The 12402-nt window shown below is 69.2% G+C and carries 15 protein-coding genes and 1 tRNA gene; 7 read left to right on the forward strand and 9 right to left on the reverse strand.

Going from position 1 to position 12402, the window contains the following annotated elements; genetic code table 11:
• Nucleotide 1: 1 nt before the first annotated feature.
• Nucleotides 2–1033: a lysostaphin resistance A-like protein gene (locus tag WA967_RS11315; protein ID WP_424422513.1), complete on the reverse strand. Its 1032-nt coding sequence runs from the start codon at nt 1031–1033 to the stop codon at nt 2–4.
• Nucleotides 1034–1112: 79 nt separating this feature from the next.
• Nucleotides 1113–1532 carry a hypothetical protein gene (locus WA967_RS11320; RefSeq protein WP_424422515.1) on the reverse strand — a complete coding sequence of 140 codons (420 nt, stop codon included), beginning with the start codon at nt 1530–1532 and terminating at the stop codon, nt 1113–1115.
• Nucleotides 1533–1593: 61 nt separating this feature from the next.
• Between WA967_RS11320 and WA967_RS11325 the strand changes: the two genes are divergently transcribed.
• From WA967_RS11325 to WA967_RS11340, 4 genes are all read left to right on the forward strand, one after another.
• On the forward strand, nt 1594–2145 hold the full coding sequence (locus tag WA967_RS11325; protein ID WP_424422517.1) for a TetR/AcrR family transcriptional regulator: 552 nt from the start codon (nt 1594–1596) through the stop codon (nt 2143–2145).
• Nucleotides 2146–2236: 91 nt separating this feature from the next.
• Nucleotides 2237–2932, forward strand: coding sequence for a response regulator transcription factor (locus WA967_RS11330; RefSeq protein WP_424422520.1), 696 nt, complete (start codon nt 2237–2239; stop codon nt 2930–2932).
• A gap of 14 nt (nt 2933–2946) precedes the next feature.
• Nucleotides 2947–4671 (forward strand): sensor histidine kinase, encoded by a 1725-nt coding sequence (locus tag WA967_RS11335; RefSeq protein ID WP_424422523.1) that lies wholly within the window; start codon nt 2947–2949, stop codon nt 4669–4671.
• A gap of 118 nt (nt 4672–4789) precedes the next feature.
• On the forward strand, nt 4790–5077 hold the full coding sequence (locus tag WA967_RS11340; protein ID WP_298865552.1) for a WXG100 family type VII secretion target: 288 nt from the start codon (nt 4790–4792) through the stop codon (nt 5075–5077).
• A gap of 75 nt (nt 5078–5152) precedes the next feature.
• On the opposite strand, the gene groL is transcribed toward WA967_RS11340, so the two are convergent.
• The 4 genes from groL to WA967_RS11360 form a co-directional block, all read right to left on the reverse strand.
• Nucleotides 5153–6769 carry a chaperonin GroEL gene (gene groL / locus WA967_RS11345; RefSeq protein WP_424422526.1) on the reverse strand — a complete coding sequence of 539 codons (1617 nt, stop codon included), beginning with the start codon at nt 6767–6769 and terminating at the stop codon, nt 5153–5155.
• A gap of 128 nt (nt 6770–6897) precedes the next feature.
• Nucleotides 6898–7488 (reverse strand): LytR C-terminal domain-containing protein, encoded by a 591-nt coding sequence (locus tag WA967_RS11350; protein WP_424422529.1) that lies wholly within the window; start codon nt 7486–7488, stop codon nt 6898–6900.
• A 48-nt stretch (nt 7489–7536) separates the two neighbouring features.
• Nucleotides 7537–7794, reverse strand: coding sequence for a DUF3263 domain-containing protein (locus tag WA967_RS11355; protein WP_424422532.1), 258 nt, complete (start codon nt 7792–7794; stop codon nt 7537–7539).
• 9 nt (nt 7795–7803) lie between these two features.
• Nucleotides 7804–8787 carry a DUF2332 family protein gene (locus WA967_RS11360; RefSeq protein ID WP_424422535.1) on the reverse strand — a complete coding sequence of 328 codons (984 nt, stop codon included), beginning with the start codon at nt 8785–8787 and terminating at the stop codon, nt 7804–7806.
• Between the two features lie 51 nt (nt 8788–8838).
• Here WA967_RS11360 and msrB point away from each other — a divergent pair, with 51 nt between their 5' ends.
• The 3 genes from msrB to WA967_RS11375 are packed head-to-tail and all read left to right on the forward strand — an operon-like array spanning nt 8839 to nt 10495.
• Nucleotides 8839–9243: a peptide-methionine (R)-S-oxide reductase MsrB gene (gene msrB, locus WA967_RS11365; protein WP_417555567.1), complete on the forward strand. Its 405-nt coding sequence runs from the start codon at nt 8839–8841 to the stop codon at nt 9241–9243.
• On the forward strand, nt 9240–9791 hold the full coding sequence (locus WA967_RS11370) for a nitroreductase family protein (RefSeq protein ID WP_424422537.1): 552 nt from the start codon (nt 9240–9242) through the stop codon (nt 9789–9791). The genes msrB and WA967_RS11370 overlap by 4 nt, the downstream gene beginning before the upstream one ends.
• A gap of 50 nt (nt 9792–9841) precedes the next feature.
• Nucleotides 9842–10495: an SOS response-associated peptidase family protein gene (locus WA967_RS11375; RefSeq protein WP_424422540.1), complete on the forward strand. Its 654-nt coding sequence runs from the start codon at nt 9842–9844 to the stop codon at nt 10493–10495.
• A gap of 37 nt (nt 10496–10532) precedes the next feature.
• Here WA967_RS11375 and WA967_RS11380 read toward each other — a convergent pair whose 3' ends face one another.
• The 3 genes from WA967_RS11380 to WA967_RS11390 all read right to left on the reverse strand — a co-directional run bounded on the left by WA967_RS11380 (nt 10533) and on the right by WA967_RS11390 (nt 12232).
• On the reverse strand, nt 10533–11006 hold the full coding sequence (locus tag WA967_RS11380; protein ID WP_424422543.1) for a hypothetical protein: 474 nt from the start codon (nt 11004–11006) through the stop codon (nt 10533–10535).
• Nucleotides 11007–11139: 133 nt separating this feature from the next.
• A tRNA-Thr gene (locus tag WA967_RS11385) sits at nt 11140–11212 on the reverse strand.
• A 45-nt stretch (nt 11213–11257) separates the two neighbouring features.
• Complete coding sequence (locus tag WA967_RS11390; protein WP_424422546.1) at nt 11258–12232, reverse strand: DsbA family protein; 975 nt, start codon at nt 12230–12232, stop codon at nt 11258–11260.
• Nucleotides 12233–12402 lie beyond the last annotated feature (170 nt).

The following is a 12402-nucleotide window of genomic DNA, read 5'->3' on the forward strand; positions in this document are numbered from 1 at the left end:
GCTACCCCTGCGGCAACGGCACGGGGGTCGGCCGCAGCACGGTGCGAGTGCGCACCAGGCCGGTGCGCCGCTGCATCCACTCGATGATCCCGGCGTACACGACCATGGTGATCGCCGTCGTGACCACATCGATGGGCAGGCCCGTCGTGGCGTTCGCATCAGCCAGTCCGAAGGCCCCCAGCAGGAAGGCGGAGACGTTGTTCACCGCGTGCAGCGCGATGGCGGACTCCAGCCCGCCGGTGCGCCACACCAGCCACGCCGCGGCCACGGCGAACACCGCGACGCTCAGCAGCCCCCACACGTCGTACAGGTGCCCGAACACGAACAGCGGGATCGGCAGCAGGATCGGGAACAGCGGATGCTTCAGCCAGGTGCCGATGGCCTGCATGAGGAATCCGCGGAAGACGTACTCCTCCGCAGCCGACTGCAGCGGCACCAGCAGCACGATCAGCAGCACCATCAGTCCCAGCCCGGGCTGGGTGACATCGGCCTCGACGCTCTCACCGGTGGCCGCGGCGAGCGCCAACGAGATGGCGGTCTGCACGGCGTAGACGGCAAGCGCCGCCAGCAGACTGCGTCCGAGCCACGCCCAGCGGATCCGTCCTGCCACTGAGAGCAGCAGGCCGACGCCCCGGCCGCCCAGCATCCTGGACGCCGCCAGCAGTGCCGGGATCATCACGATCAGCGGCACGATCAGCAGCAGGAACCCGGTGGGGTCCGCCACCTCGAACGACGGGACGTCGCCCTGCGCGAGCGCGTCGAAGGTCGCGCCGAACTCCGGGATGCTGAGGGCGATGATGACCAGCGGCACCCCGATGACCACGATCATGGCCACGTACAGCGTCGCGGCGACCAGAGCCACCAGCAGCGGCCGCCACCAGCGCTGCGGGCGGGAGCGCGCGCGATCGAGCCGGTGGAACTCCAGCTCCACCGGGGCAGGGACCAGCAGCGTCAGACGGGGCGCGGGCACCGGCCCTGGGGGTGCGGGCGGGGCCGGCGGCGGGTACGCGGCGGGGAGGAAGCCTGTGGACACCCTCCGATCCTCCCCGATCCGCGCCATCGGCGCATCCTCCGGCCCTCCCGCACAGGCTCCGGTCCCGCGGCCTGTCTTGCTACGCGCCCGTCGTCGTCGCGATGATGCACACGACGAGGCACGGGAAGAAGACGAGTGCCGAGAACAGCATGTGGAAGGTCGTGCGCCTGCCGAGACGGCCGGAGAGCGCCACCCCGATCGCGGGACCGTAGTCTCCCAGCCCTCGCCGGGACTCGCCGATGACGGCCCGGGCCCTGCGCACCATCGCCGCATCGCCGAACCCGATGAACAGCAGGAGCACTGCGAATCCGGTCCACGCCCATATCGTCGTCCCGGTGACGATGAACGCCGTCCACGGCACGGCGAACGCGATCATCGCCGTCACGTGCGTGAGCACGAGGCCCGCATCTCGACCGCGCGCGTGACGCGCCCAGGAGACGAGCAGCGACAGCCCGACGCAGGCCTGGACGACCCAGGCCGCCAGCACGATGTATCCCATACGCGGAGACTACTACGTTCATAGTCACGTGTCACTATGAACGTAGTGATATCTTCGGAGCATGGCCACGACTCGCGAACGCGCGCTCGAGGCAGCCGTGCGACTGGTCGGAGAGCAGGGGGTGCGCGCTCTCACGCACGGCCGCGTCGACGCCGCAGCAGCGCTGCCGAAGGGCTCCACCTCGAACTGGTTCCGCACCCGCGACGCGCTCATCGCCGGCGTCCTCGTGTGGATCGCGGAGCAGGAGCGCGCCGGCCTCATCGCCGCGATGGAGCCCGTACGGACAGGGGACGAGCTCATCGATGTGATGACCGGCATCATCGAGGAGGTCACCGGGCGGCAGGCCGCTCGGACGCGGGCCCGGTACGCCCTGTTCCTCGAGACCGCGAACGCCCCGGGCGCCGGGAGCTCGATGCGCTCCCAGCGCTCGATGTTCGAGACGTGGATCCGCGAACGACTCGCGCTGCTCGGCTCCCCCGACCCCGATACTGCATCCCGCACGCTGCTGGCCACGAGCGCGGGCATCATCGTGAACCGGCTCACCGTCTCGCCCGGTGCGCCGATCCGGCCCGCCGTCGAACTCGTCGTGAGAGCATCCCTGGCCCGGCACTGACTCCGACCGCGCGCCTCCGCAGAGCTGGGGCATCGGGCGCGGAACCGCACCCAATCAGCGCGTACAAGGACGAAGTCACCATAATGGGGGCATGACTGATGCGCGCATCCTGGTCGTCGACGACGAACCGAACATCCGCGACCTGCTCTCCCGGGGTCTCAGCTTCGCCGGGTTCAAGGTGAAGACCGTCGCCAATGGCGCGGCGACCATCTCGGCCGTCCTCGAGGAGGAGCCGGACCTGATCATCCTCGACGTCATGCTGCCCGACATGAACGGCTTCAGCGTGACCAAGCGACTGCGAGGGGCGGGGTTCACCGCCCCGATCCTGTTCCTCACCGCCAAGGACGACACGCAGGACAAGATCGAGGGTCTGAACGCCGGCGGCGACGACTACGTCACCAAGCCGTTCGCGCTCGACGAGATCGTGGCGCGCTCACAGGCGATCCTGCGCCGCACCATGCAGAACGACGACGAGGAGGCGCTGATCCGCGCCGGCGAGCTGTCCATGGATCAGGACACTCACGACGTGTTCGTCGGCAAGGTGCCGATCGAGCTCAGCCCGACGGAGTTCAAGCTCCTGAAGTACCTCATGCTCAACCCCAATCGCGTGCTGTCCAAGGCGCAGATCCTGGACCATGTCTGGGAGTACGACTTCAACGGCGACGCGGGCATCGTGGAGAGCTACATCTCGTACCTGCGCCGCAAGATCGACCCGCACACCGAGGAGTCGCTCATCCAGACCAAGCGCGGCTTCGGCTACATGCTCAAGGTCGGCAAGTCCGCCTGAGCGCGGGGACGGGCATGGCACGCGGCTCAGACGCCGTCACCACGTGGTGGCGGCGGATAAGCCTGCGCGCCAAGGTCACGGGTGTCACGGTCGCGGTGCTCGCGCTGGGCCTGGTGGTGGCGGGGATCGGAACCGTCCCGATCCTGCGCAACGCGATGATCAACAACATCGACTCGCAGTTGCCGTCGCTGGCCACGACAGGACAGGCGGAGCGGTTCTTCGACATCACCGTCGAGGGTGGAAAGCTGGTCTTCCAGCCGAAGGCGGATGCTCCGCGCGCGACGGACTTCGTGGTGGCCTTCTACACGACCACCGGCGATCCCATCGAGCAGGCCGGAGGTCACGGCGATGATCGCCGCCCGACCTTCCCCGCGAAGATCGACCTGCAAACCGCGCTGGCGAAGGCCGACCAGACGATTCCGCTGCAGACATCCGATGGCGAGACGTATCACGCGGCCGTCTCACCCCGCCCGCTGGAGACCATCCCCGGTGTGACGTACGTGCAGATGGTGGCCCTGCCTCTGGAGGAGGCCGACAACATCGTCGGCACGTACTTCGCGGTCTACACGGCGGTGGCGCTGGTGACGATCCTGCTGGCGGCGCTGCTGATCCGCGGCCTGGTGACCCTGACGTTCCGCAGGCTGGGACACGTGGAGTCCACGGCCATGGCCATCGCGGCCGGAGATTTCAGCCAGCGACTGACCGATCTGGAGCCCACCACCGAGGTCGGACGGCTCAACGCCGCCATCAACACCATGCTCGAACGGGTGGACCGCTCGCTCGCGCAGCGCGACCGCACTGTGCAGAACATGCGCCGCTTCATCGGCGACGCCAGCCACGAGCTGCGCACCCCGTTGGTGAGCGTGCGCGGCTATGCCGAGCTGTACCGGATGGGCGCCATCAGCGGCGACGAGGACACCGCCAGGGCCATGGAGCGCATCGAGAAGGAAGCCATCCGGATGGGGGTGCTGGTCGAGGATCTCCTGGCTCTGGCCCGCCTGGACGAGGATCGCGAGAAGCAGCTCGAGATCATCCCGATCGACCTGCGCCCGGTCGCTCGCGACGCGGCGCTGGACCTGCGGGTCACATCCGCCGGCCGCACGATCACGGTGATCGACACCACCGCCGAGGATGCAGAGCCCCCGCGTCCCCGTCCTGCGGCGCCGCCGGCGCCCGCGCCGGCCCCGCCCACGGCATCCACCCCCACCCCGCGCCGCACGGCGGCAGCGCTGGGGCGTCTGCGACGCCGGGGGAAGACCGCGCCCGCCGTGCCGTCCATCGACTTCAGCGAGGCGACGGATGCCCCGGTGCGCACGCCCCCGATCGTGCTGGGTGAGGAGAACAAGGTGCGTCAGGTGGTGACGAACCTGCTGGGCAACGCCCGCCGCTACTCCCCCGACGACGGGCCCATCGAGCTCGTCGTCGGCGCCGACCGGCGCCTCGGCGTGGGCACCATCGCCATCGTCGACCACGGCGAGGGCATCCCGCCGCAGATCCGAGAGCACATCTTCGAGCGCTTCTGGCGCGCCGACACCTCCCGTGCGCGTGAGACCGGCGGGGCGGGCCTGGGCCTGGCCATCGTCGCCTCCATCCTCGAGTCGCTGCACGGCTCGGTGCGCGTCGAGGAGACCCCGGGCGGCGGCGCGACGTTCATCGTCTCGCTCCCGCTGGCACCCGCCCAGGCGACACCTGCGCATCTGCTGGAGGAGACCCAGCCGCTGGACCGTCTGGAGCTCTGAGCACACTCGTGTGCACATTCCGGAAACGCCGGGAACTTGTGCACAGACGCCGGGTTTCCCGCCTCACGGCGCTGGCGTGCGCTCCTAGAGTCGAAAGCCCGTCGAGAGGAGATATCCCATGTCCGTCTTCACCGTTGACACCGATGCCGTCCAGTCCGCGAACGGCGCGGCCCGCGCCACCATGGAGCGTCTGCAGAGCGAGTCCAGTGCGCTGATGGCGCAGCTGACGCAGCTGCAGTCGTCGTGGACCGGTTCCGCATCGCTGGCGTTCCAGCAGTGCAGCGAGCAGTGGCGCGGCGCCCAGCTGCACGTCGAGCAGGTGCTGGCATCCATCAGCACGGCGCTCGGCTCCGCCGCCAGCCAGTACGCGGATGCGGATCAGTACTCCGCGAGTCTGTTCCACTGACCGGATACGCGGAACGCCCCTTGCCGAAGCAAGGGGCGTTCCGTCTGAATGCGCTCAGACTCCGGATCCGTCAGATCAGAAGTCCATGCCACCGGTCGGGTCGGCGGGAGCGGCGGAGGCCTTCTCCGGCTTGTCGGCCACGACGGCCTCCGTAGTCAGGAACAGGCCGGCGATCGACGCAGCGTTCTGCAGCGCCGAGCGGGTGACCTTGGCCGGGTCGATGATTCCCTGCGCGAACATGTCACCGTACTCACCGGTGGCGGCGTTCAGGCCCTGGCCCGAGGGGAGCTCGGAGACCTTGTGCGCGACCACGCCCGGCTCGAGGCCGGCGTTGAGGGCGATCTGCTTCAGCGGAGCCTCGATGGCCACCTTGACGATGGAGACGCCAGTCGCCTCGTCGCCGTCCACGTCGAGGGAGTCCAGTACCTTCGCCGACTGGATGAGGGCGACGCCACCACCGGGGACGATGCCCTCCTCGACGGCCGCCTTCGCGTTGCGGACGGCGTCCTCGATGCGGTGCTTGCGCTCCTTGAGCTCGACCTCGGTGGCAGCACCCGCCTTGATGACGGCCACGCCGCCGGCCAGCTTGGCGAGACGCTCCTGCAGCTTCTCGCGGTCGTAGTCGCTGTCGGTCTTCTCGATCTCGCGACGAATCTGGGTGACGCGACCCTCGATCGTGGCAGCCTCACCGGCGCCCTCGACGATGGTGGTCTCGTCCTTGGTGACGATGACCTTGCGTGCACGGCCGAGCAGGTCGAGGGTGGTGTTCTCGAGCTTGAGTCCGACCTCCTCGGTGATGACCTGGCCGCCGGTCAGGATCGCGATGTCCTGCAGCTGGGCCTTGCGACGGTCGCCGAAGCCCGGAGCCTTCACGGCGACGGACTTGAAGATGCCGCGGATCTTGTTCAGCACGAGCGTCGCGAGAGCCTCGCCCTCGACGTCCTCGGCGATGATGACGAGCTCCTTGCCGTCCTGGATCACCTTGTCGACGACCGGCAGCAGGTCCTTGATGTTGCCGATCTTCTGGTTGGCGATGAGGATGTACGGGTCCTCGAAGACGGCCTCCTGGCGCTCCGGGTCCGTGACGAAGTACGGGTTCAGGTAGCCCTTGTCGAAGCGCATGCCCTCGGTGAGCTCGAGCTCGGTGCCGAAGGTCTGCGACTCCTCGACGGTGACGACACCCTCCTTGCCGACCTTGTCGATGGCCTCGGCGATGAGCTCGCCGATGGCCGGGTCAGCGGCGGAGATGGAAGCCGTGGCCGCGATCTCCTCCTTGGACTCGATCTCCTTGGCGCTGGCGAGCAGGTCGGCGGTGATGGCCGCGACGGCCTTCTCGATGCCCTTCTTCAGGCTGATGGGGTCGGCGCCGGCTGCGACGTTGCGCAGGCCCTCGCGGACCAGTGCCTGGGCCAGGACGGTCGCGGTGGTGGTTCCGTCACCGGCGACGTCATCGGTCTTCTTGGCGACCTCCTTGACGAGCTCCGCACCGATCTTCTCGTACGGGTCGTCGAGCTCGATCTCCTTGGCGATGGAGACGCCGTCGTTGGTGATCGTGGGCGCGCCCCACTTCTTCTCCAGCACGACGTTGCGACCGCGCGGGCCGAGGGTCACCTTGACCGCGTCGGCCAGGATGTTCAGGCCGCGCTCGAGGCCGCGACGGGCCTCCTCATCGAAAGCGATGATCTTTGCCATGAGTCTTTCGTCCCTCCCGGACGTATGCGATGTGGTTAGCACTCAGAGTGTTCGAGTGCTAACACTCAGTCTGGCACTCGACCCATGAGAGTGCAAGCCGTGCGGGAGGGGCGTTCGCCCAGCGCGGATCAGCCCGCCGGCGTCTTCTCGCCGGCGCTCGGCGCGGGACTGCTCGTGCCCACGAGGTTCTTGCCCACGACCACCGTCAGCTGCGGCCTGTCATTGCTGTTGGAGGAGGCGTAGTGGTCGCTCTGCTCGATCTCCGCACTGCCGAGGACCTCGGCCACGCCCAGGGCGGCGGCCTCGTCCTCCTTCTTCACGTAGAAGACCGTGGTCCGATCGAACGACCCGGTGGAGGTGTCACTGCCGAACACGTCGGTGCCGGCCCAGCCCTGGTCGATGAGCTTCTGGCGCACCTGTTCGACGACGCCGGTCTGCGGCGTGGCGTTCAGGATGAGCACCTGGTACGAGGTGTCGATCTTCGCAAGGACGCCGGGCGTCTGCGTCGCGACCGGTTCGCTCGCGCCGCCGCCCAGATCGATGCGCCCCATCAGCACCAGCGAGATGAAGATGCCGACGGCGATGAGCACCAGCGCGGCCGCCGCGGACCACAGCAGCGCGACGAGTCCGTTGATGCCCGGCTGCTCGGCGCGGTGCGCTCCTACACGTCCGGTGGTGCGCGGAATCTCGTCGAATCGGTCGCGTGGGGGGTGTGGCACCCCTCGATGCTAGCGGCCCGATCCGGGGAATGCGCTGGGCCGACGCGCTCAGCCGACGAATCCCCGCAGCCGCGCGGAGCGCTGGCGACCCCTGGCGTCGCGCAGCCGGCGAAGCCTGCGCACGAGGAGCGGGTCGAACGCCAGCGCCTCCTCCGTCTCGATCAGACGGGCCAGCAGCTGGTAGTACCGCGCGGGGCTCATGCCCAGCTGGGCGCGGATGGTCTCCTCCTTCATTCCGCTGTGCCGCGGCCACGCCGCCTCCAGCGTCAGGATCGCGCGGTCGCGATCGGAGAGCTCACCCAGCATGGGATCAGGCTACGCGGCATCCCAGCCGTCGCCCGCATGCCACTCCCACCAGCGCCCCAGCGGATCGGCCTCGGCCAGCTGCATGCCGTCCAGACCCACCCCGAAGCCGTCAGCGTCCGCCGCCGACCATCCCTCGTGCAGACGGACGGGGTCGATGGTCGCCCACCGCGCGCCATCCTCAGCGCGAATGCCGGCGATGAGCTCCTCGCGTGCCGCGCGCGGCAGGTAGACCAGCATCCCCGGCGTGGTGATGACGAGCGTCGCGTCGCGGGGTGCGGATGCCGCGAGCTCTGCCAGACGCGCCCTCGCGTCGCCGGTCAGGAGCAGCGGCGGGTCGGCTCGGGCGATGTCGACGGCGGCGGCGATGCGCGTGGCGCGCTCGGTCTCCCCCGGCCAGATCTGCGCCCGGATCCATGCCCGATCCGCGGCACAGCGCACGTCGACAGGCGCGAGGTCGATGCCCGCACGCCAGACGATCTCGGGCATCCGAACCGTCGGCAGCGACCCGCGCACGACGCTGGCGAGCACGACTCCGGAAGCGCCGGATGCCGGATCCAGGCGGGTGCGCTCCGTGCCAGAGGCATCCGTGAAGCGGTACGAGAACCGATCCGGATACAGGCACAGTCCTGCAGCGGCGCCCAGCTCCAGCAGCGCGATGGGCCCGTCGATCAGGCTCAGCACGGGCAGCAGCGCCGCCATGCGCAACGGCTCGTTGGCCTGCACCGTGCGCCGGGAGCACTCCGCCACGACCTCGTCGGCGAGCGCCATCACGAATGCCCGCCACTGCTCGTAGTCGCCGACCTCGGCGCCCAGCAGCCGGGTCACGGCGAAGACCAGCGGCGGCTGCCGGTGCTGCAGCGGGATGCGGGCCAGCAGCGCCTGCATCCCGGCATCCGCGGCGACTCCCGCAGCCCACCGGGCGTACACGTCGCTGCGACCCGGGGCCTCGTGCCGCGCGAACCGCGCGAAGCGCTCACACACGGCATCCGTCATGCCTCTATTCTCACCGACCCCGGACACATCTGAACAGGGGAGAATGGATGCATGGCTTACAGCGTGAACAAGACCGAGGCCGAGTGGCGCGAACAGCTCGGCGACGACCAGTACGCCGTGCTGCGCACGGCGGCGACCGAGCGCCCCTGGACCGGCGAGCTGCTCGACGAGAAGCGTGACGGGTTCTACCATTGCGGCGGGTGCGGCGCGGAGCTGTTCCGCAGCGGCACGAAGTTCGAATCCGGCTGCGGCTGGCCGAGCTTCTACGAGTCGGTGCGCCCCGAGGCCGTGAAGCTCATCGAGGACCACACCCTCGGCATGGAGCGCACGGAGGTCAGGTGCGCCGCATGCGGCTCGCACCTGGGCCATGTCTTCCCCGACGGCTTCGGCACCCCCACCGGCGACCGCTACTGCATGAACTCACTGGCACTGACCTTCACTCCCGACGAGTCGTGAGCGCACTCGAGGCGATCCTGCGGCGCACCTCCTGGTCGAAGGTCACCAAGGACGCCCCGACACGCGAACAGCTCCTGCCGCTCATCGAGGCGGCCGGGCGCGTCGCCGACCACTCCTCGCTGCGGCCCTGGCGGCTGATCGAGCTGCGCGGCGAGGACAGACTCGCCCTGGGCGCGGCCATCGCCGAGGCAGGCGGCGACTCCGAGCCATCGCCGAAACCGTTGCGTGCTGAACTGCTGATCGCCGTGGTGGTCTCGTATCGGGCCAGCGAGAAGGTGCCGCGCTGGGAGCAGGAGGCGTCGGCCGCCGGCGTGGCGCACATGCTGAGCCTGCTGCTGGACGAGGCGGGCTGGGGCGTCATGTGGCGCACCGGAGGATACACGCGAAGCGAACCCGTCGCGCGCGTTCACGGGCTCGGCGAGGACGAGCGGCTGCTGGGCTGGCTGTACGTCGGCGGCAAGCCGGAGGGCCGCGATCCGGGGCGGCGGAAGACCGTGGATGCCGATGCCGTGCTGAGTCGGATGCCGGGGGCTGGGGTCCAGGACTGACGGATGCGTCGGGGCTGACGGATGTCGGTGGTCACGGCTAGCCTGCAATCATGTGCGCGAGCTACGGACTCGACCCCCGCTTCACGGATGCCGAACTGCTGGCAGAGGCCGATGAGGCCGTGCTGGACGGCCTGCGCTCCTGGGCGGAGAAGAACGCGGGCGAGACACTGCGCCCGACCGGGCGGAACCTGCGCAACCTGAATCCGGTGATCGTCCATGACGAGGATTCCCCCGCGCTGGAGAGCGCCTGGTGGGGCTATCTGGTCGACGGCGCCCCGGCGCGGTTCCCGTCGATCAACACGCGCTCCGAGCGCCTGCAGGACCGGCCGGGCGGGCTGCGGTCGCGGGCGATCGTGCCCACCACCGGCTGGTACGAGCTGCAGAAGCCCGACCGCATCTGGCACGAGTTCGGACTCGGGGCCGGGGTGGCCTTCGGAATGGCCGCCGTCACGCAGCGCGGTCAGACGCCCGACGGCGAGTGGACCACGTGCTACTCGATCGTCATGCGACCCGCACCCGCGCACCTGGCTGCCCTGCACGATCGCGTACCGGTGCTCATTCCCACCGCCTTCGCGCAGGAGTGGCTGAGCGCAAGGCCGTCGCGCGAGCTCGTCGACGAGGCACTGCTCGAAGCGGCATCCCTCGACGAGCGCCTGCGCGCCGAGCCCCGCCCGGACGACCGCGGCGACGGGATGCTGTTCTGAGCGAACCGGTTCCGCCGTCGACCCGGTCGCGACGAGGTCAGGACCGCCGAGTGCTCTCGGCGAACTCCCGCGCGGTGACGTCACTCGGGAGCGCGATCGTCACATGATCGTCGGTCACCGGCTCCATCACCTTCACGGCGGACATCAGCTTGTCGCCGACCCTGATCGCCAGGCGCGCCTCGTCGCCGGCCTTGCTCGCTGCGGTCGACGACGCCGCGAGCACCGCAGCGCCGTTCGGTGTCAGCTCAAGCTCGACGGCGTTTCCCGCCTGGTCGCCGGCCGCCGAGACGGACTTCAGGTCGACCTTCTCGAAGTCGCCGTCGGTCACGAGAACGTGCTCGCCGTTGATCTCTGCGCAATCCGGCGAAGAGCCGGCTGCGCATGTCTGCGTCACGGCCACCTCGATGGCGCCGCCCGGCGCCGTCGAATCGCCCGCTCCGCCCTGAGCACACCCGCTGAGCGCGAATGCCACGAGCACGACAGCCGCTCCCCCAGTACGTCGATTCCTCATGCTGCGCCCTCCCCGGTTCAGACTTCCCCCGTCCACAGCCTATGGGGGAGGCGCCGGCACGTCGAGAGATCGCGCCGAAGGCACAGCGACGGGATGCTGTTCTGAGTGGCGCTGCGTGCAGCGCCTCACACTGAGCCGACTGCGGGACTCGAACCCGCGACCGCCTGTTTACAAGACAGGTGCTCTACCAGCTGAGCTAAGTCGGCGAACCGTCACAAGCATAGCGACGGACGCGGCCCGCGCCGCACGCGTCAGGATGCGGGCGTCTCGCTGGGCACGGGCGTGGCCGGCGGCGTCGGCGTGGGCGTCGGGTTGACCGCACCGTAGTACTGGTCGCTGGCCGTGGTCAGCACGAACTGCGAGAACTCCGCCGGGTCGTTCAGCGCGCCCACATAGGCCTCGCCGCCCACGACGATGAGCGCCTCATTGTTGAGCTTGAGGTTCTTCGAACCGGGCAGCGGCCCCTCGAGCGCGCGCTCGGTGGCATCCTTCGCCCATCCGACGAAGTCCTGACCCTCGATGCAGGAGCGCACCTTCTTGACGTTCTGCACGCCGACGGCGACCGCGAGGTCGGCCAGCTGCGCATCGGTGCGTCCGTCGCTGTCTACCTTGGGCTGGTCGGTGAGCAGCTCGTGGTTGTAGTCGAAGAACTGGTCGGGCGAGTACGTCACCACGCACGCCGCAGCGGATGCCGCGCGCAGGGAGTACTTCGTGCCGTTGGAGCTGGCGGTCAGCAGCGCGATCGGATGGTACGTGACCGTGACCGCACCCTCCTTGATCCAGCTGGCCAGCTGCCTGGCATTGGCCTTCTCGAACTCGGATGCTCCGGCCGACAGGTAGTCCACGTAGATGTGGATATCCGTCGGCGCGACCGCCTTCTCGGTGGTCTTCGGCGTGGGCGTCGCGGCGGCCGAGGTCGGCGACGGCGACGGCGAGGCGGCGGGAACCGACCCGGACGTGCCCGAGGCCAGCGCGACGTCGTTGACGGTCACCCCGTCACCGGTCATCCCGCTGGGGCTCAGCTCGGGCTTGGACATCGACGAGCCCACGGCGAACGCGACGGCCGTACCGACCGCCCCGACGGCCACCGCGGCGACGAGACCGATGATGACACGTCGCATCAGACGCGCACGGGACAGCTGCGCATGAACCTGCTGGGCCTTCTCCCGCACCGCATCACGCGAGTTGCGAGCGGCAGGGACGTTCGGCGTTTCGTCGCTCGACATCGTTCCTCTTGAAAGATCGTGCGGGACGGGTGATCCCGTGGCCGCTACGGGCGCGGCACCAGGTTCGATGTTACGGAGGCAGTCTGGGAAATACCCAGAAGCGCTGAGCCGTGCCATACTGATCTCGACCCGATGACGGGTCACGGTGGACGTTCGCCCACCGCTTCCAT

This window comes from Microbacterium sp. (assembly GCF_049650565.1).
In the GTDB taxonomy this organism is placed as follows: Bacteria; Actinomycetota; Actinomycetes; order Actinomycetales; family Microbacteriaceae; genus Microbacterium.

Coding starts and splice junctions, on each gene's coding strand:
- WA967_RS11340 (WP_298865552.1), top strand. CDS start 4,790: ATGTCCGTCTTCACCGTTGACACCGATGCCGTCCAGTCCGCGAACGGC.
- WA967_RS11320 (WP_424422515.1), bottom strand. CDS start 1,532: ATGGGATACATCGTGCTGGCGGCCTGGGTCGTCCAGGCCTGCGTCGGG.
- WA967_RS11330 (WP_424422520.1), top strand. CDS start 2,237: ATGACTGATGCGCGCATCCTGGTCGTCGACGACGAACCGAACATCCGC.
- WA967_RS11380 (WP_424422543.1), bottom strand. CDS start 11,006: ATGAGGAATCGACGTACTGGGGGAGCGGCTGTCGTGCTCGTGGCATTC.
- WA967_RS11360 (WP_424422535.1), bottom strand. CDS start 8,787: ATGACGGATGCCGTGTGTGAGCGCTTCGCGCGGTTCGCGCGGCACGAG.
- WA967_RS11375 (WP_424422540.1), top strand. CDS start 9,842: ATGTGCGCGAGCTACGGACTCGACCCCCGCTTCACGGATGCCGAACTG.
- WA967_RS11335 (WP_424422523.1), top strand. CDS start 2,947: ATGGCACGCGGCTCAGACGCCGTCACCACGTGGTGGCGGCGGATAAGC.
- WA967_RS11390 (WP_424422546.1), bottom strand. CDS start 12,232: ATGTCGAGCGACGAAACGCCGAACGTCCCTGCCGCTCGCAACTCGCGT.
- msrB (WP_417555567.1), top strand. CDS start 8,839: ATGGCTTACAGCGTGAACAAGACCGAGGCCGAGTGGCGCGAACAGCTC.
- groL (WP_424422526.1), bottom strand. CDS start 6,769: ATGGCAAAGATCATCGCTTTCGATGAGGAGGCCCGTCGCGGCCTCGAG.
- WA967_RS11355 (WP_424422532.1), bottom strand. CDS start 7,794: ATGCTGGGTGAGCTCTCCGATCGCGACCGCGCGATCCTGACGCTGGAG.
- WA967_RS11325 (WP_424422517.1), top strand. CDS start 1,594: ATGGCCACGACTCGCGAACGCGCGCTCGAGGCAGCCGTGCGACTGGTC.